We start from the raw sequence: 19,579 nt of genomic DNA on the forward strand, positions 1-19,579 counted from the left end.
AGGTGTTTCCCCAACCCAGGGGCCGGGAGAGAGACTATGCAATGCAGCTGAGATACCGTTATAGCTATTGCCTTATCGGAATGGGCCTGATCCCTCTTCTGGGAAGATTGGCGCTCAGCGGCAGCGGACACAGCGAAGACTGGTACCGCTACCTGATCCCTGCCGCCGTGGGGGCGGCCTCCGGCTTCCTGCTGGGACAGATGAAAGAACAGTGGCTGGCCAAGACAGCGGCCCTGGAGGCGGAAATCCGCCATCGCAGGGACATCGAGCAGGAACTTGTTTCCCAGAAAAACAGCCTGGCGGTCACCTTGGGCAGCATCGGCGATGGGGTGATCACCACCGATATCGATGCCAGGGTCATGTTGATCAACAGGGTGGGCGAACAACTGACGGGCTGGAGCCAGGAGGAGGCGTTCGGCCAACCAGCGGCAGAGGTATTCCCGCTCATCCACGAACAGAGCGGCCGCCCCTGTCCCTCCCCGGTGGAACAGGTTCTAAGCTCAAAGGCAATCTGCTCCGCCACGGTCTCGGCCCTGCTGGTGGCCAAGAACGCCCCCCCCTACCCTGTTGAAGAACGCTGTGCGCCGATATTTGACCAGGGCAGCAGGCTCTTGGGAACGGTACTGGTGTTTCGGGATGTCAGCGAAGAACGGCGAACCGCCGAAGAACTCTTCAAGGTCAGGAAACTGGAATCCCCGGGAGTACTCGCCGGCGGCATTGCCCATGATTTCAACAACATCCTCATGGGCATCCATGGCAACATCGATCTGGCAGGGACCTACCTGGCAGCGGATAGCCGGGCCCGCCCCCTCCTGCACCGGGCACAACAGGCCTCCTTTCGCGCCAGGGACCTGACCAAACAACTGCTCACCTTTTCCAAGGGAGGCGAGCCCATACCAACCACGGCCTCTGTCGCCAAGATCATTACCGACTCTGCCGGGTTCATCCTCCATGGCAGCCCTGTTGCCTGCGAGTACAGCCTTCCCCCGGAACTCTGGCTGGCCGAAATAGACCCCGGTCAAATCAGCCAGGTCATCCAAAACATCGTCCTCAATGCCCGGCAGGCCATGCCCGAAGGAGGCACCATCCGGATCATTGCCGCCAATGTTGCCGACAGTTCCGGTGCAGCGTGCTCTTCTCAGCCCAGGGGGAAGGCTCTGCAGATTACGATCACAGACAGTGGCCCGGGTATCCCGGCAGAGAACCTGGATAAAATATTCGACCCCTACTACACGACCAAGGCAGAGGGCAACGGTCTTGGTCTGGCGATCAGCCATTCCATCATTCAGAAGCATGGCGGCGGCCTCGAGGTGGAGTCACAGCCGAACCAGGGGACCAGCTTTAGGATCTCTCTGCCGGCAGCAAGGGAGCAGACCATTGCCAGACACCGGGAACAGGCGGCCCGAGTGAGCGCCGCAGCAAAGAGAGTCATGGTGATGGATGATGACCCGTTTATCCTGGACCTTTCCCAACAGATGCTGTTACAATTTGGACACGAGCCCGTACTGGCCAAGAGTGGCCATGAGGCCCTGGAACTCTACCAACATCATCACGGCAGCGCCCATCCCATCGATATTCTTATCCTGGATCTTACCCTGCCCGGCTGCATGGGAGGCAGAGAGGTGCTGCAACGGATTTTGGCACTCACCCCGGAAGCCAAGGCCATCGTCACCAGTGGTTACTCCAATGACAGCGTCTTAACCAACTACCGCCAACACGGCTTCAGCGCCACCATCTCCAAGCCCTTTGTGATGGCAGAACTGCAGGCAACCATTGATCAACTCAGCGAACAGCCCCCTGTCGGCAAGGAACCATGAAACGATGCACCTGGGTGACAGCAGACCCACTCTATCAACAGTACCACGACGCTGAATGGGGCGTCCCTGCCCACGACGATCGTCATCTCTTTGAGATGCTCCTCCTGGAAGGCGCCCAGGCAGGACTCAGCTGGCTGACCATCCTCAAGAAACGGGAAAACTATCGCCAGGCCCTGGACGACTTTGACCCTCAGCTCATTGCCGCCTATGGTACGGACCAGGTGGAGCGACTCCTGGCTGACGCCGGCATTATCCGTAACCGTTTAAAGATAGAGGCAATCATAAAAAATGCCCGGGGCACGATCAAACTCCAGGAAGAGTATGGCTCCCTGGACGCCTACCTCTGGCGCTATGTCGATGGCGTCCCTCTCCAGAACCGTTGGCCGTCGGTCGACAAGATACCGACATCGACCGCCCTGTCCCTGCTCATGAGCAAGGACTTGAAGGGTCGCGGCTTCAACTTTGTCGGTCCCACCATCTGCTACTCCCTGATGCAGGCCATTGGCATGGTGAATGATCACACCATCGACTGTTTCCGTCATCAAGAGATCCAACAACTTAGCCGATAACCCCAGCCCTGCCCTTCTCTCAAAAGCCGGCCAGGCTGTTCGGCTGGTTTGCCCGGGCTTCTGCAGGCAGCAATCATGAGGTGCGATAATGAGATCCACTCCTGACTTTTCCAGCCCCCTCAACCAGCCCCTCGATCCCCGCCCCCAGGTCCTGGGGATAGGCGGCAGCCCGAGGAAAAAAAGCAACTCAACCATCCTGCTCCACCGGCTGCTCAAAGGGGTTGAGCAGGCAGGGCTGAGCAGCCAGGCCCTTGAACTCAGAGACTGCCAGTTCCAGGGTTGTATCGGCTGTGAACGCTGCAGAAAGGACCGTATCTGCACCGGACTCCGGGATGGCATGTCGCTGATCTATCCCGACCTGATCCGTTCCCAAGGCCTGGTCCTGGTCTCCCCCACCCATAACTATAATATTACCGCCTGGATGAAGGCCTTCATTGACCGCCTCTACTGTTTCTACACCTTTGACCAGCAATGCCCCAGGGCTTGGTCGAGTCAACTGGCCGGTCAGGGGCGCAAGGCCGTCCTGGGGGCGGTCTGTGAACAGGAAAATCGGGACGACATGGGCTTTACCCTGGAGGCCATGCGCCGCCCCCTCGAGGCCCTGGGATACGAGATTGTAGCTGAGTTACCGATATTTCGTATCTTTGCCGGCGGCAAAATCGCCCAGCAGCCTCAGCTCCTGGACCAGGCCCAGGCCCTTGGGAGCAGACTCGCCGAGTCGCTGGCTCCCTGAGACGCTGAACCGCTCCCTGCCATTGCCAACCAGGCAGCATTGGCAAGAGATACAGTCACCGCCGGTATCGGTCTGACAGATCCCTCCGGGAGAGAGCCTGGTCAGGGAATAAAAACGATCTTCTCCTGGCCGCTCTCTCTCCAACTCCTGCAGCCGCTGCTCTAACTCTTCATAGCTCGGTTTCAAGGCCATTCCCTCTTGTCAGCCATCACCGTTCATAGCAACAGTCGTCTGCTGTTAAAGCAGATCCGCAAACAACAGGCCTACACGACGACCAAGTCCTTAAGCGATGCAGGGGACTCAGGACAGCCGGGAGACAACCTACCTGGATATCAAACCAGGGACTCCACCATTCTTCAATGTGAATCCCTACAGTTCCTTTTTTACTTTTGTCTTTCAATCCGTTATACTATCAAGACAGCAGCTGTTCTGCTATGGAGAGCCACTATTGAGATATCCTGGAGAGCCACTCAAACCAAGCGCAGAGATAGCCCATACCCCAGGTCGCTGCCACCGGGAAGAACCATGAGAACGGCTCTCCCTGGTCGTATCCCTACCCCCCTGTCTCCCTCTTCGACCACCTTCCCCTCAGCAGTCACCACCCCACGATCAGGTCGCAGCTGGAAGCTGCTCCTGCTGACCTGCATCCTCGGCTGGCTGCTGCCGTCAACCGCTGAAACCGCAGCCAACAAGTATCTGGACATGGACCTGACCCAGCTGATGGAGGTGACCATCACCTCGGTTGCCAAGAAGCCACAGCTGCTGGCCGATGCGGCTGCAGCCATCTTCGTGATCAGCCAGGAAGACATTCACCGCTCCGGGGTGACCTCCATTCCCGAGGCCCTGGCCCTGGCCCCGGGGCTCCAGGTCGCCCGAATCAGTTCCAGTAAGTGGTCCGTCTCTGCCCGGGGCTTTGCCGGCTATACCTCCAACAAGCTGTTGGTGATGATCGATGGCCGCTCGGTCTATACTCCCGCCTTTAGCGGCACCTTCTGGGATATGCAACACACCCTGTTGGAAGACATCGACCGAATCGAAGTCATCCGCGGCCCTGGCGGCACGCTCTGGGGAGCCAACGCGGTCAACGGGGTCATCAACATTATCACCAAAAAAGCCCAGGAGACCCAGGGAGGACTCCTCCGGCTGGGCGCAGGCAATCAGGATAAGTTCACGGCAGGAGCCCGTTATGGCACCAAAATCAACGACCACACCTTTGCCCGCCTCTATCTCAGCGCCGATGATCGGGACAGCAATATCCTGGCAGCCAGTCAGGAAGATGGCTATGACGGCTGGCAAAACCTGCAGACAGGCTTCCGGATGGACGGGGAGGAGGAGGCCTCCTCTCAATGGACCCTCCAGGGGGACCTCTTCAAGAACCAGGGGGACCAGATCATCGCCCCCTTCTGGATCGATCGCCCTCCCTATGCCACGGTCAACTACTGTACCCAGTCTGCAGAGGGGGGTAACCTCACCGGCTCCTGGCAGCGCAGCTCAAACAACGGCGATCGGCTCACCTTGAAGAGCTACTATGACTATACCCATAGGGAAGAGTCCACCTATACACAGACCTTCCAGATCCTGGATCTGGACCTGCAGTATGAAACCGAGCTGGGCCCCCGCAACAGCCTGACCATGGGTGCCGGCTTTCGCAGGATTCACGGCAGCTTCTCCACCTCTTTCCAGATTCGGATTCCCGATCAGACCAAGGACCTCTACTCCGTCTTTCTCCAGGACCAGATATCCCTGCTTCCCGAGCGCCTCTGGCTGACCCTGGGGAGCAAGTATGAACATAACGACTACACCGGCAGCGAATGGCAACCCAGCGGCCGACTCCTCTGGAAGCCCGCTGAACAGCACTCCATCTGGGCCTCCCTGGCCCGGGCAGTGCGCACCCCCTCCATGGTCGAATACGGAGGCGCCTTCACCGTAGGCGCCTACCCCACGCCGCTGGGCACCGGCAGGGTCCAGTTCGTCGGCAACCAGGAGATCGGCAGCGAAGAGCTGCTCGCCTACGAGGCCGGCTACCGCTGGCAGGCCACCTCCCAGCTCTTTCTGGACCTGGCCCTCTACTACAACGACTATGATCAGATCTACGGAACCGTCCCCCGCCGGGACCCGCCTGACCTGAACCAGGTCTGGAGCGGCAACCTGGAAGGGGAAGGCTACGGCCTGGAACTCGCCCTCAACTGGCAGGCCAGCCGGGCCCTTGCCCTGACCCTGACCTACGGCTACCAGGAGCTGAACCTGGAGGAAAAGGGCATCCCGGAGGCAGGGGCCGATGGGGTTGATCTCTCTGAGGTCACCACTCCCAGGCACCAGGCCTCCCTCCGCGCCTCCCTGGACCTCAACGAGCAGTGGCAGCTCAACGGCTGGCTCCGTTATCTGGACCAGATCCAGGGCAGCACCTCCCTGGCCCACAACACCCTCTCCCCTATTCCCTCCCACATCCTCCTGGATCTCAACCTGATCTGGAAGCCCAGGGAGGATCTGGAGTTGATGCTGGTGGGACAGAATCTGCTCAATTCCAGTCAGCTGCAGTATATCACAGAGCTGGTGACGCCTCCCACGGAGATCGAACGCAGTGTTTATGCCAAGATCAGCTGGTGCTTCTAGGCAGATAGGGTGATGCAGCAGCGAACCAGAATAGACCCCCTGCGCAGGCTGTTGCTCTGCCTGATGCTGTTCCAGGCACTCCCCCTGGCCGTCTGCTGGGCCGGGCCCTCCCATGAATACCAGCTCAAGGCCGGTTTTCTGGTCAACTTCATCCGTTTTATCAGCTGGCCCCAGCAGGCATTTCCCGAGGGACAGCCGGAGCTTATCCTCTGTGTGGCGGGCAACGACCCCTTTGGCTCGGCCCTGGATGAGCTGAGCCAACGCACCATCGGGGAGCGTCCCCTTCGAGTGCTCACTGTCCCCTCCCTGGAGCAGGTACCCCGCTGCCACCTGCTCTATGTCGGCAGGTCCGAACAAAGGGCCCTGGATCTGCTGGCAGCACTGACAGCCAGCCAGGCCGTAGTCACGGTCAGCGATATCCGGGACTTTGCCCGGGCCGGGGGCGGGATTGAATTTGTCGTCCAGAACGACCGACTCTCCTTTATCATCAACAACACGGTGTTAAAGCAGCAGGGTATCCAGGCGAGGGCCGCCCTGCTTGACCTTGCTGCAGCCGTTTATTAGTCTTCAAGAGGAGTCATCAGGCCATGAGACGCTGGTTTTTCCAACTCCCGATCCGCTTCAAGCTCTACACCATTGTCCTCCTGTCCTGCGCCCTGGCCCTGATCCTGGCGACCTCGGCCTCTTTCCTGATACAGAGGCAGCTGATCCACCGGCAGCTCAGCGATGAAACCCAGACCCTGGCCCAGGTCATTGCCACCAACAGCCGGGCCGGTATCGTCTTTGAAGACCACCAGGCCCTGCAGACCATCCTGGAGTCCCTGGGGGCCAAGGCCTCCATCACCAGCGGCCGCATCTATGATAGCAACATGGCCCTCCTGGCCGAGTACCAGCGCGACAAGCCCGTCCACAGGCAGGCACCACCTGCCGACGCGACCACCGGCAAAGGCCTTTTCTTCGCAGCCAACCAGGCCATCATCGTCCAAGCGATCGTCTTGGCAGAAGAGAAAATCGGCAGCCTGGTCATCCTGACCGACCTGACCAAGACCCGAAAAAACATCCTGATCATCGGCCTGCTCATGAGCACGGTCCTGCTCTTCGGCCTGGCCGTGGCCATGGTCCTCTCCTCGCGCCTGCTCAAGGTGATCATCGATCCCATCGCCGCCCTTTCCCGGCTGACCCAGACCATCAGCCAGGAGCGTGACTACAGGGTCCGGGCCGACGTTGCGGCCCAAGACGAGCTGGGTGTCCTGGCCAAAGGCTTCAACGATATGCTGGAGCAGATCCAGAAACGCGATACCCACCTGGAGAAGCAGGTGGCCCTGCGAACCACGGATCTCCGCCAAAAGAGCGAGGACCTCCAGGTGGCCAAGGACAAAGCAGAGGCGGCAAACCAGGCAAAGAGCCAGTTCCTGGCCAACATGAGTCATGAAATCCGAACCCCGATGAACGCCATCATCGGCATGACCAACCTGGCCATGGAGTTTCCTGACCAAGAAGAACAACAGCACCACTTTCTGACCACGGTAAAGCAGTCGGCAGAGAGCCTCATGGGTATCTTGAATGACATCCTTGATTTTTCCAAGATCGAGGCCGGCCAACTGCAGATTGACACCCACCCCTTCCACCTTGGCCAACTCCTGGATACCATTGTGGCCACCATGGCGGTCCAGGCCCAGGAAAAGGGGCTGCACCTGGACGCTCACCAGGCGCCGAACCTGCCCGAGGTCCTGATCGGCGATGACCTCCGCATCCATCAGATCCTGATCAACCTGGTGGGCAATGCCATCAAATTCACCCACCAGGGTGGGGTCACCATCACCGTCACCTCTGCCGAGCCGGCTGGAGATGGCAACACCGTCACCCTGCTCTTCAGTGTCGCCGACACCGGGATCGGCATAGCTGCGGATAAACTCGAGCAGATCTTCAACAGTTTTGAACAGGAAGACAGCTCGTATAGCCGCCAGTACGGAGGATCCGGACTGGGCCTGTCCATCAGCAAGCAGTTGGTCCAGCTGATGGGTGGAGCGATCTGGGTCGAAAGCAGGCCCGATGACGGCAGCACCTTTCAATTCAGCCTTGCCCTTAAACCGGGCAACCCGCAACAGCAGCCCCTCTCCTCTGCCCCCCTTGCAGCGGACAGACAACAACCGAGGAACCTGGCCATCCTGGTGGTGGATGACAATACGGTCAATCGGGATGTTGCCAGGATGACCCTCCAGCAATACCACCAGGTTACGGCTGCTGAAAACGGCCTCGATGCCCTTGAGATACTGGCAGAAAAAACATTCGATCTGATCCTGATGGATGTACAGATGCCCCTGTTGGATGGATTGACCACCTCGACCATCATCCGCTCCCTGGAGCAGGGCAAAGCCGTGAAACATGACTTGCCCGCCCCACTGCTGGCCAGACTCAGACAAGGACTGGCAGGTCGACATCTGCCGATCATCGCCATGACAGCCCATGCCCTCAGCGGTGACCAGGAGATGTGTCTGGCAGCCGGCATGGACCAGTACATCACCAAACCCTTTCAGCCCCAGCAGTTGACCGCCCTCTTGGCCGAACTGGTCGGTGAGGAGCCAGAGCCAGGCAAGAGCAGCACCCTTCAACCAGAGGGGAAGCGCAGGCAGACAGAGAGCGGCAGGGCTGCGGAGAGCGCCTTTGCCGGCGCAGCGACCTTCCTCCAGCAGAGCACCAACCTGCCCGCAGAACAAATCCCCCAGATGATGGAGGCCGCCGTCAAGAGCATCCGGTCCAACCTGGAAAAGGCTGTCCTGGCCGCAGGGATCCTCGACTATCCTGCCTTGGGAATTGCTGCCCACACCCTCAAGGGTACCCTGCTCCAACTGGGCCTGGTTACCCCGGCCAAGCTGGCTGAGGAGATAGACCTGGGCGCCAGGAATAAACAGGATCTGCCCTATGCCGTCCTGGTTGAACAACTCAACAGGGACCTCAGAAATTTCTGCAGCTGCCAAGAGGACCAGGATTGATCCCCGGAAAACAAGCCAAGGCGATCCACCCCGGGACAACCGTCTTTCCAGCACGCCTCCTCTGCCCGAGCAAGCAGTTGCCGTTCTGGAACAGGGGGGTGGGGTAACAACGGGAGAGCCGGGAGCTGCCCGCCTTGATGTAACCGGCGGAATAGCCATCCCAAGCAATGGCCCTGATTACTTTTTTGCTCGTGATTCCGAAGTACCAGGCCAGCGTCACTGCCGAGAATTTGCTTGTCATGGCCCGGGGGTTGAGATTATGGTGACAGGAAGGATTCTCCCTTTTCCCAACGAGAAGATGCAGCAGCGCCCGCCAGGCTCAGCCCCAGGCGGGCCTGCCCGGCTGCACTGCAACCTGCGAGGTAACGATGGCGCTCATTATTGGTATTGATGTAGGCGGTACCCATGCGGACGGGGTACTCCTTGACGGAGACCAGGTCCTGACCAAGAACAAGGTCCCGGTGGATCAGGAAAAACTGAGTGAAGCCATCATCACCCTACTCAGGAGCCTGCTCCCTGAGCCGCCTGCCAAACCTGGGGCCATCCATCTCAGCACCACCCTCTGCACCAACGCCATCGTCAACGATGCCCTGGACGAGGTGGGAATGTTCATCCAGGCCGGTCCGGGGATGAATCCGGAATTTCTCAACTGCGGTGACCATGTCTGCTGGTTGGACGGGGCCATCGATCATCGGGGCAAAGTGGTCAAGAAACCGGACCAGGACCTGATCGACCAGGCCGTGGCCCGCTTTGGCCGCGAGCGGCTCGAGAGTGTGGGGATTGTCACCAAATTCTCCCACCGTAACAACGGCCACGAAGAACTGGTCCACGACCAGGTGAAACCCCACTTTGCCCACAGCAGCATGGGCCACCGGATCTCAGGGCTGCCCAACTTTCCCCGCCGGGTCTACACCACCTGGCTCAACGCTGCCCTGAAATCACGCTTCAGCAGTTTTCAGGAGGCCATGGACCAGGGCCTGGAGCGACTCCAGCTCGACTGCCCCTGCCATATCCTCAAGGCCGACGGCGGCACCATCCCCTTTGCCACGGCCGGCCACTTCCCCTGTGAGAGTGTCCACTCCGGCCCTTCGGCCAGCGTCATGGGCTGCCTGGCCCTGACCCCAAGCCAGGAGGATGCCATCCTCCTGGACATCGGCGGCACCACCACCGACATCGGCATCCTGGCCCACGGCACCCCCCTGCTGGAGCCCTATGGGGTCACCATCAAGGAGCGCCCCACCCTGATCCGCTCCCTGAATACCCGCAGCATCGGCCTGGGCGGTGACAGCGCTGTTGCTCTGGATGTGGCCGGATTTACCATCGGTCCCCACAAGCTTGGGCCGCCCATGGGTTTTGGCGGCCCTGTTCCTACCCCCACGGATGCGATGATCGTTCTGGGTGCCATTGAAGCGGGGTCCAGGCAACAGGCCAGGGCGGCCATGGCCCTGCTGGACCCGGAGCAGCCGGCCGAAGAGGTGGCCGGCCAACTGCTGGCCGCCTTTGCCGAGCAGGTCCGAGAGGCGGTGGCAGAGATGATTGAGGAGCTCTTTGACCGACCGGTCTACACCGTGGCCGCCCTGCTGGAGCGCAAAAAAATCCATCCCCGGGAAGTGATCGTGGTCGGCGGACCGGCCCAGGCCATGGCAGCACCCCTTGGCCAGGTCTTCCAGCTGCCCTGCACGGTGCCGCTCCACTTTGAGGTGGCCAATGCCATCGGTTCGGCCAGAACCAGAGCCACCCTCCAGGTCAGTCTCTATGCCGACACCGCCGACGGCAGCCTCTCCATCCCGGAAACCGGCTGTCGGGAGAAGATCCGCAGCTACTTTGACATGGAGGATGCGGAAAAAAAAGTGATGGAAGTCATCACCGCTCTGGCCGAAGAACGGGGCATCGGCACACTGCCGGAAATCGATTTTCTCGAACGTCAGGAGATGAACACGGTCCGTGGTTTCCGTACCTCTGGAAAAATCATCTCCCTGAAAGCACAGATCCGCCCAGGTCTGGAACAACTATAGGAGTGACACCATGAGCAGATGTATGCCCTCGGCCCCCACCTCCACCGGCCTGGTCCTCTTTCCCGCCTTTGACTGGTGTATCAGCCCCACCCATCCGGAACGGGAGGAGCGGTTGCTCTACACCAAGGACCAGCTCATCGAGGAGGGGCTGGAGGATGTGAACAACATCTCCTTCTTCAACCCGGAGATCGCCGCCCACCACGACATCGACCGGGTCCATCTCTGTGTGCCCTCATCCAGGAAACTGCTCACCGAATCCCACCTGATCTCGGCCGGAGGCGCCATCCGGGCGGCCAGGGCGGTGATGGAGCGGGAGGTGGAGAAGGCCTTTGCAGTGGTCCGCCCACCGGGTCACCATGCCATGCAGACCGTGTTTGGTGATCGCGGCTTCTGTATCGTCAACATCGAGGCCATCATGGTGGAGTATATCCGCCGTCACTACGGTATCCGCAAGATCGCCATCGTCGATACCGACTGCCACCATGGGGACGGGACCCAGGATATCTTCTACAACGATCCCGACACCCTCTTCATCTCGCTGCACCAGGACGGCCGCACCCTCTACCCGGGGAGCGGTTTTCTCCATGAGTCCGGGGGACCTTCGGCACCTGGCTACACCATCAACCTGCCCCTGCCGCCGGAGACCTCGGAAGAGGGCTTTGATATGGCCATGGAACGGGCCATCATGCCCATCCTGGATGCCTTTGAACCGGAGCTGATCATCAACTCTGCAGGCCAGGATAACCACTACACCGACCCCATCACCAACATGAACTTCACTGCCCAGGGCTATGCCCGGCTCAACCGACGGCTCAATCCGGATATCTGTGTCCTGGAGGGCGGCTACTCCATCGAAGGCGCCCTGCCCTATACCAACCTGGGGATCATCCTGGCCATGGCCGGCCTGGACACCTCCCATGTACGGGAACCGGATTACGATCCGGCCAACTTTGTCCAGCCCCCGGAGATGAACAGCTATATCGGCGAGCTCTGTGACCAGGCCGTGGCCCTCTTTGCCGGGCGGGAGCAGCTTCGCCGGGAGCAGGCCGAACAGGGGGTGGTCACCACCGACAAGCGGATCTACTACGATACCACCGGCTTTGATGTCCGGGAGAGCCGTTCCTATCACCTCTGCCCCCACTGCCCGGGCTTCACCGAGATCACCGCCGCCGGCCTGGACCGACAGGTCCACGCCTTTTCCATCCCCTTCAACGCCTGCCCCAGATGTCACACCAGGGCCAAGGATCGGTTCCAGAAGAGCTCGGGCGACGGCCACAGCCAGGTGGTGCTTCAGGATCGGATCGATGATCTCTATGAGCTGAAGTAAGTCTCAGCAGCCGGTCCTGTCCCGGACCGGTACCGGCTGAGCCGGGCTCAGTGATCCTTGCCCGGCTCTTCCCCCTGGTTAAGGAGCCGGTGGACCACGGTGGCGACCTCGGCCAGCCGAAACGGTTTGCTCAGGGCAGCCGCAAAGCCATAGTCCCTGTATTTTGCGAGAATGGGATCATGGGAATAGCCGCTGGTCACCACCACCCGAGCATCGGCTGACAAGGACAGCAGCCGTTGCACCGCCTCCTTACCTCCCATCCCCGAGGGGATGGTCAAATCCATAATCACCAGATCCGGCGGCTTCCCTCCCTTGCGGGCCTGTTCATAGATCCGCAGGGCCTCTGCCCCTTCACGGGCCAGAAGAACATCATACCCCAAAAAATCGAGGATCGATGCCAGGGCATCCAGGACAATCTGCTCGTCATCCATCACCAGGATGGTGCCGCTGCCCCTGGGCGTCTCCTCCTGGCTCGCCTGGGGCAATTCCGCCTCCTCTGCCACGGGCAGATAAAAGGTGAACAGGGCGCCTCCACCGGGGGCCTGCTCCACGTTCAGCACCCCCTGATGTCGGCTGACGATGGAATGACACACCGCCAGGCCCAACCCGTTGCCATCCTGCTTGGTACTGAAGTAGGGGTCAAAGATATGTTTGATGACCGCTGCCGGTATCCCCGGACCGTTATCCCTCACCTGAACCTTGACATACCGCTCGCCCCCCAGCAGGGGCGGCAGTGATACGCTCGCTCGCTCAACATTGACGCAGCTGATGGTGATCTGCCCACCCGGCGCCATGGCCTGCTTGGCATTGATCACCAGGTTCTGCATTACCTGACCGATCTGGTCACCATCCACAGAAACCGGCCAGAGATCCTCGCCAAACCGGTACACACATCTGACATCGCTGCCGGTGAGAGCGAACTGCACCGAGCCGGTGACGAGCTCTGCCAGGTCCATCGCCCGGCAGTGGGGTACCCCACCTTTGGCAAAGGTGAGGAGCTGGTTGGCCAGTCCCCTTGCCCGGAGCGCGGCCCCCTCTGTCCTGGCGACCAGCTCATGTTCGCTGCAGTCCGGAGCAAGGGCGTGGGAGAGCAGGCCCAGGTTAGCCAATATCCCCACCAGAATATTATTGAAATCATGGGCAATACCGCCGGCCAGCACCCCGATGGACATCAACTTGTCGGTCTGAATCATGGCCTCTTCCAGACGAACCCTCTCACTGACATCATCGATCCGGATAACCGCACCTTCCGTACCATTGGCAGCCAGCGGATAGATGGTGATATCTTCATAGAGGGTGTCTGCACCGGCCTGACGACTGTTCTTGAGGGTAGGCTGTACCTGGCGGGTATGGATGGCCCTGCGCACCTCGACCATCACCTCCTCTTTGATATGGGGATAGACGCTGGCCAGGTCCCGGCCCAAGGCATCCTGCTGAAGAATGCCGGTCACCTTCTCCGCCTCCTTATTCCACTGGCTAACCTGGCCGGCGGGATTTACCCCGATGAGCACCGAAGGCATGGAGTCAACGACATTGCCCAACATCCGCCTCAGCCGGAGGGCCTCCTGATTCATCTGATGATGCTCCATGGCCACGGCCGCCAGTTGGGCCATGGTCTCCATCAGACGAGTCTCTGCAGCTTCCGGCTCCCGTAAGGCGCGGTAGTAGAGGGCAAAAGTCCCCACCACCACCCCATTGCTTGCTATGATCGGCTCAGACCAGCAGGACTGCAGCCCGGCCTTGCGAACCTCGAGCACCACCCCCTGCCAAAAGGGGTGGTGCTCAAGATCCACGCTAACCACCCGTTGCCTGCGGTATGCCGCTGTCCCGCAGGCCCCCATCGCCTCTCGAATGGGGGTTCTGTTGATGGCCTGCTGAAAAGAATCAGGCAGACGGGAGGGCACGACCTGCACCAGCCGTTTACCACTCTCATCTACCCTGAGAATGGAGGCAATCATCCCTGCAAACTCGGCTTCAGCGATCTCGATGATCATCGCCAGGATCTGTTCCAGACTGTCCCCCAGGGCCAGCCTCTTGAGCACCCTGTTCATCTGCACTTCATGATGACGAAGGCTATGCACCTCACTGACATCAGAGATAACACCATAGAGTAGACTGCGCCCCTGGTCATCACGGATCAGGGACTTACGGGTAGAGATGGTACGGGTATTTCCCTGGGCATCCTGAATCTGCTCCACATTGGTGTGGGCGGTGCCAGAGGTATAGACCAGCTCATCCATCTCCCAGAAAACATCTGCCTGCTCCTTGGGGAAAAAATCATAATCAGATTTCCCCAACATCTCTTCGGCCCGGTGACCGACCAGACGACAGAGCGCCGGATTGAGATAGAGCCAGCAATGGTCACGGTCCTTGACAAAGACCGGATCCGGGAGTTCATCCAGTAACTGTCGAAAAAATCGGGGAGCTCCCCCTGAGCCCACTGTGCCGGACCAGGCACCCGGCTCTCCGGCTCCTCTGCCGACCGACTCTCCTCCCATGCTCTCCCCTCCTCCCGCTATTATAGGTAGCTGTTTCCGACCTCAGTTGAACCTGGCCCAGAACAGGCCGGATGCCTGCCGTAAACATATTCAGCCGGCCCTGTTTGCAGGGAGAGGCTGTCGTTAGCTTGTTGACAGTGTATATTATGCGTCAAACCAGGGGCAAGGTCAATCCCGTTCCCAGACAAGATCAATGGTCCAACTGCCTGAGGAGACAATTATTCTTGGTAATTTGTCCTTGGCTGCAGTACACTTCAGAAAGATCAGCTGCTCACTGTTCTGTGAGCATTCCCTTATGGTTACTTGCCACCCTCAAGGAGAGCATATGAACCAGCAGACCGCAATAATCGAGCCCAGCAGCGGCTACGCTTCAATCTTCGGAAAAACCAGTGTAGAGCAGTTTAAACAGTGCATCCAGCATCACCTGGTCAGTTTTCAGGGCCGGGACCCACTGATGGCAGGTGATCAGGATGTGTACCGGGCCCTCTCCTATGCCCTGCGTGATGTGTTGATGGAAAAGTGGATCAACACCCAGAAGACCTTTTATGCCCAGAAAAAGAAACGGGTCTACTACCTCTCCCTGGAGTTCCTGGTCGGCCGTTCCCTGGGCAATGCCCTGATCAACATGGGACTCCTGGACAAGGTGAGCGAGGCCCTGCAACAGCTGGGCTACGACCTGGAGGAGCTGCGGGAGTGCGAGGAGGACGCAGCCCTGGGTAACGGCGGCCTGGGCCGACTGGCCTCCTGCTTCATGGATTCCATTGCCACCATGAAGATCCCGGCCTATGGCTACGGCATCCTCTATGACTTCGGCCTGTTCAACCAGAAGATCGTAGACGGTTATCAGGTGGAGACCCCGGACAGCTGGATGCGCCTTGGTTCGCCCTGGCTCTACGAACGCACCTCCTTCATGTATCCGGTGCACTTCTATGGTCGGGTGAGCAGCGGCACCGACCAGGACGGCAACTACCGTTCCCAGTGGGTCGATACCGAGGTGATCATGGCCATGGCCTGCGACCTGCTGGTCCCGGGATTCAACAACGATCATGTGATCAACATGCGGCTGTGGAAGGCCAAGGCCTCAAGGGAACTTGACTTAAGCATCTTCAATGCCGGTGACTACATCAACGCCGTGGAACAGAAGGTACGCTCCGAAACGATCTCCAAGGTACTCTACCCCTCCGATGATATCCGGGAAGGCCAGGAGCTGCGGCTCAAGCAGCAGTACTTCTTCGTGGCCGCCACCTTCCACGATATCCTGCGTCGCTACCGTAAAGAGAACGAGACCTTTGGCGACTTTCCCTCCCAGGTGGCGGTCCAGCTCAACGACACCCACCCGGCCATCGCCATCCCCGAGCTGATGCGGCTGTTGCTGGATGATGAGCGCCTGGGCTGGGTCGAGGCCTGGGACATCTGTACCAAGACCTTTGCCTACACCAACCACACCCTGATGCCCGAGGCCCTGGAGACCTGGACAGTGGAGCTGCTCTCCAGGGTCCTTCCACGTCACATGGAGATCATCTACGAGATCAACCGCAGGTTCCTTGAAGAGGTCAGCGCCCGCTACCCGGGAAACACCCGCAAACTCCGGGAGATGTCGGTGATCGACGAGCAGGAGCCCAGGCGGGTGCGGATGGCCAATCTGGCCATCATCGGCAGCCATTCGGTCAACGGCGTGGCCGCGCTCCACACCCAGCTGCTCAAGGAGGATCTCTTCCGTAACTTTCACGAGATGTATCCCTCCAAGCTCAACTCCAAGACCAACGGCATCACTCCGAGACGCTGGCTGTTGAAGTGCAACCCCGGCCTCTCTGACCTCATCGGCGAGGCCATCGGCTACGACTGGGTCACCGACCTGGAGGCCCTCCACGGGCTGGAGGCATACTGCGACAACCCTGACTTCCAGGCCCGCTGGCAGGCCGTCCAGCACAGCAACAAGGAGCGGCTGGCAGAGATCATCCTCGCCGACTGTGGGGTGGTGGTCAATCCCGAGTCCATGTTCGACATCCAGATCAAACGGATCCACGAGTATAAACGGCAACTGCTCAATGTTCTCCATATCATCGAGTTGTACCAGCGCCTGATCACCCAGCCCGAGCGTGCACTCACCCCCCGGACGGTGATCTTTGCCGGCAAGGCCGCCCCCTCGTACCAGCGGGCCAAGCTGATCATCAAGCTGATCACCTCGGTGGCCGAGGTGGTCAACAAGGACCCCCGGAGCAATGACCTGCTCAAGGTGGCCTTTATCCCCAACTACAACGTCTCCCTGGCCGAGTTGATCATCCCGGCCGCCGACCTTTCCCAACAGATATCCACGGCCGGGACCGAGGCCTCGGGTACCGGCAACATGAAGTTTGCCCTCAACGGGGCCCTGACCATCGGCACCCTGGATGGGGCCAATATCGAAATCCGGGAAGAGGTGGGCGAGGAGAATATCTTTATCTTCGGGATGACGGCCGAGGAGGTGGCCTGTGAAAAGCGGTATAAATCCCGGACCCCCTACAGCATCTATGAACAGAACCAGGTGATACGCAACATTATCGATGCCATTGCCGGCGGGGTCTTCAGTCAGGGGGACACCGAGCTGTTTCGCCCCATTGTCCAGGACCTGCTCAATGAAAACGACCCCTACCTGCTGCTCCTGGATCTGGAATCCTACCTGGACTGCCAGCGAGAGGTGAGCAGCTGTTTTCGGGATCCGGCCGCCTGGAATCGCAAGTCCATCCTCAACGTGGCCAGGATGGGCAAGTTTTCCAGTGACCGGACCATCAGGGAGTATGCCGAGGAGATCTGGGGGGTGAAAGTGGCACGGTAAGCCGGGCCGCAGACGCGCTGCCGGGAGGACGAGGGTTCAGGAGTCGAAAAAGTTCTCCCGGTAGTAGCGCAGCTCCTCGATGGACTCCCGGATATCATCCAGGGCCAGGTGGCAGTGACGCTTCTTGAAGCCGGCAGCCAGCTTCGGTGCCCAACGATGGGCCAGCTCCTTGATGGTGGAGACATCCAGAATCCGATAGTGGAAGAAGGCCTCCAGCTCGGGCATCAGCCGGCTGAGGAAATGACGGTCATGGTGAATGGAGTTGCCGCACATGGGGGAGACCCCCTCAGGGACCCACTGTTTAAGAAAGGCCAGGGTTTCCAACTCTGCCCGACGATAATCGTAGCTGCTGCTGCGGACCCGCTTGATCAGCCCGGAGCGGCCGTGATGATCAGCGTTCCACTCATCCATGGCCGTCAGGATCTCCTCGGGATGGTGGATGGCCAGAACCGGCCCCTCGGCAATGACCTCCAGATCCGGGGCAGTGACAATGGTCGCAACCTCCAGGATGTGATCGGCCAAGGGGTCCAGGCCGGTCATCTCCAGATCAATCCAGACCAGGTTATCATGGGCTTTCTTCATACGCATACTCCGGATGGTGCGTGGTGTGGCCGTGCTCCCTTATTTCAGAATACCTCTCCTCCGCCCAGGCTGCAAGGGCTTAAGGCACCTTTGAAAAATCTACTGTCTTAAAGTAGCCTTGTGAGATTTCCGTCCCCCTGCTAGAGGAGGCAGCTCGCCTGCCCTGTGGCTGCCAAGACACTGGACCAGAGGCGCCCCTTGGGATCGACCTTCTTCCTGGAGGCCGTGGCCAGGGGGATGGGGACGTGGGTAAAGCGGTTATTCCAGTGGCCCACCACCATATTGGTCAAGCCCGCCATCCCGGCATGAACCGCATAATGACCGAGTTGGAGACAGAAGGCGGAATCATAGGCTGAAGCAGGCATGGAACGGATCATATAACTGGGATCAATATACTTGAGCGAAAGCTCCAGCCCCCGCTCATGGAAGTGGCGCCTGATCTCATCACGCAACAGCACTCCGATGTCTCCCAGCTTACGGTTACCCGAGGCATCCTCTCCCAACTCATCGCCAAAGAGATTCTGGCCCGCCCCTTCGCCCACCACGATCACCGCATGCCCCCTGAGGCGGAGGCGATGTTCCAGCTCTCGAAGCAGGCCCACCAGGGTGAAGCCCACCTCAGGGATCAGGCAGAAGTTGACCTCATTGTTGGCCAGGGCGGCTGAGGCCGCAATAAAGCCGGACTCACGGCCCATCAGTTTGACCAGGCCAACACCGTTACGGGCACCGACCGCCTCCACATGGGCGGTATAGGTGGAATGCCTGGACTCTGCCACCGCGGTCTCATAGCCAAAGGAAAAGTCCACGTGGCTGATGTCGTTATCAATGGTTTTGGGGATACCGATGACCGCGATGGGAAGGCCGCGACGCCCGATCTCCTCGGCAATGGCCACGGCCCCGCGCAGGGTACCGTCGCCGCCGATGGTGAAGAGAATACCGATATCCAACTGGACCAGGGTATCCACCATGACCGTGATCTCCTGGGGCCCCCGGGAAGAACCCAGCAGACTGCCCCCCTGTTGGTGGATCCCCCCTACCAGCTCAGGGGTAAGCTCCATGGGGCTATGGTAGTAGGCAGGATTCAAGCCTTCATAACCATAACGAAAGCCCAGTACCTTGCGCACCTTATAGTGGAAGTGGAGGCTGAGAACGATGGCCCTGATCACGTCGTTGACCCCGGGACAGAGGCCGCCGCAGGTGACGATGCCGCAGGAGAGGGTGGAGGGATCAAAATAGATCTCCTCTCTGGGACCGGCGATATCAAAAGAAGGCGGCCGGCTCCCCTGCTCCAGGTAGGGTTCAATATCCTTGAACTGATTATGGTAGAGCACAGATTCAGTGGCAGCGGTAAACTGAACCCCCTCCATGGGCGAGGGGTGGCAGCACTCCCCCAGTCTCTGGATCAGACAATCTTCCGCTTTCATATAACTCTGCTCCCGCTGACGGCTATCGTTTAAAAAAAAGGATCAGCCCCATCCGTCCTGCAGCAAGGCGTCAGCCAGGTCAGACCATGGCTGCCATCTTGGCTCTCACCTACCTCTATGGTATAGTTCCTGCCCCTGATCTGCAATGATTATTCAACAAAGCCGATAACATCCCTCTGAGATAGCCTCAGCT

General features: G+C 59.6%; 12 protein-coding genes. 9 read left to right on the forward strand and 3 right to left on the reverse strand.

All coding sequences use genetic code 11. The features are described 5' to 3' along the window. Nucleotides 1–41 precede the first annotated feature (41 nt). From G494_RS23835 to G494_RS0115365, 8 genes are all read left to right on the forward strand, one after another. Nucleotides 42–1,817 carry a hybrid sensor histidine kinase/response regulator gene (locus G494_RS23835; protein WP_084456940.1) on the forward strand — a complete coding sequence of 592 codons (1,776 nt, stop codon included), beginning with the start codon at nucleotides 42–44 and terminating at the stop codon, nucleotides 1,815–1,817. Next, nucleotides 1,814–2,386 carry a DNA-3-methyladenine glycosylase I gene (locus tag G494_RS0115335; protein ID WP_028585226.1) on the forward strand — a complete coding sequence of 191 codons (573 nt, stop codon included), beginning with the start codon at nucleotides 1,814–1,816 and terminating at the stop codon, nucleotides 2,384–2,386. The genes G494_RS23835 and G494_RS0115335 overlap by 4 nt, the downstream gene beginning before the upstream one ends. Nucleotides 2,387–2,474: 88 nt before the next feature. Further along, nucleotides 2,475–3,119, forward strand: a complete 645-nt coding sequence (locus G494_RS0115340) for a flavodoxin family protein (RefSeq protein ID WP_051305752.1) — start codon at nucleotides 2,475–2,477, stop codon at nucleotides 3,117–3,119. Between the two features lie 525 nt (nucleotides 3,120–3,644). Continuing rightward, nucleotides 3,645–5,732 (forward strand): TonB-dependent receptor plug domain-containing protein, encoded by a 2,088-nt coding sequence (locus G494_RS0115345; protein WP_051305753.1) that lies wholly within the window; start codon nucleotides 3,645–3,647, stop codon nucleotides 5,730–5,732. A 12-nt stretch (nucleotides 5,733–5,744) separates the two neighbouring features. Further along, nucleotides 5,745–6,296 carry a YfiR family protein gene (locus G494_RS0115350; protein WP_028585229.1) on the forward strand — a complete coding sequence of 184 codons (552 nt, stop codon included), beginning with the start codon at nucleotides 5,745–5,747 and terminating at the stop codon, nucleotides 6,294–6,296. Between the two features lie 23 nt (nucleotides 6,297–6,319). Further along, the gene (locus G494_RS0115355) at nucleotides 6,320–8,725 is read left to right on the forward strand and encodes an ATP-binding protein (protein WP_028585230.1); all 2,406 of its coding nucleotides are present in this window, start codon (nucleotides 6,320–6,322) and stop codon (nucleotides 8,723–8,725) included. Nucleotides 8,726–9,093: 368 nt separating this feature from the next. Continuing rightward, nucleotides 9,094–10,740, forward strand: coding sequence for a hydantoinase/oxoprolinase family protein (locus G494_RS0115360; protein ID WP_028585231.1), 1,647 nt, complete (start codon nucleotides 9,094–9,096; stop codon nucleotides 10,738–10,740). Between the two features lie 22 nt (nucleotides 10,741–10,762). Beyond that, nucleotides 10,763–12,067 carry a histone deacetylase family protein gene (locus G494_RS0115365; RefSeq protein WP_028585232.1) on the forward strand — a complete coding sequence of 435 codons (1,305 nt, stop codon included), beginning with the start codon at nucleotides 10,763–10,765 and terminating at the stop codon, nucleotides 12,065–12,067. A 47-nt stretch (nucleotides 12,068–12,114) separates the two neighbouring features. On the opposite strand, the gene G494_RS25665 is transcribed toward G494_RS0115365, so the two are convergent. Then, entirely contained in the window at nucleotides 12,115–14,565 is a 2,451-nt protein-coding gene (locus G494_RS25665; protein WP_051305754.1) for a hybrid sensor histidine kinase/response regulator, read from the reverse strand. A 325-nt stretch (nucleotides 14,566–14,890) separates the two neighbouring features. On the opposite strand from G494_RS25665, the gene G494_RS0115375 reads away from it, so the two are divergent. After that, complete coding sequence (locus G494_RS0115375; protein ID WP_028585233.1) at nucleotides 14,891–17,380, forward strand: glycogen/starch/alpha-glucan phosphorylase; 2,490 nt, start codon at nucleotides 14,891–14,893, stop codon at nucleotides 17,378–17,380. 36 nt (nucleotides 17,381–17,416) lie between these two features. On the opposite strand, the gene orn is transcribed toward G494_RS0115375, so the two are convergent. Then, complete coding sequence (gene orn, locus G494_RS0115380; RefSeq protein WP_028585234.1) at nucleotides 17,417–17,962, reverse strand: oligoribonuclease; 546 nt, start codon at nucleotides 17,960–17,962, stop codon at nucleotides 17,417–17,419. Nucleotides 17,963–18,102: 140 nt separating this feature from the next. Then, complete coding sequence (locus tag G494_RS0115385) at nucleotides 18,103–19,386, reverse strand: ATP-dependent 6-phosphofructokinase (RefSeq protein WP_028585235.1); 1,284 nt, start codon at nucleotides 19,384–19,386, stop codon at nucleotides 18,103–18,105. Nucleotides 19,387–19,579 lie beyond the last annotated feature (193 nt).

Origin of the sequence: Desulfogranum mediterraneum DSM 13871, assembly GCF_000429965.1 — a bacterium.
Taxonomy (GTDB): domain Bacteria; phylum Desulfobacterota; class Desulfobulbia; order Desulfobulbales; family Desulfobulbaceae; genus Desulfogranum; species Desulfogranum mediterraneum.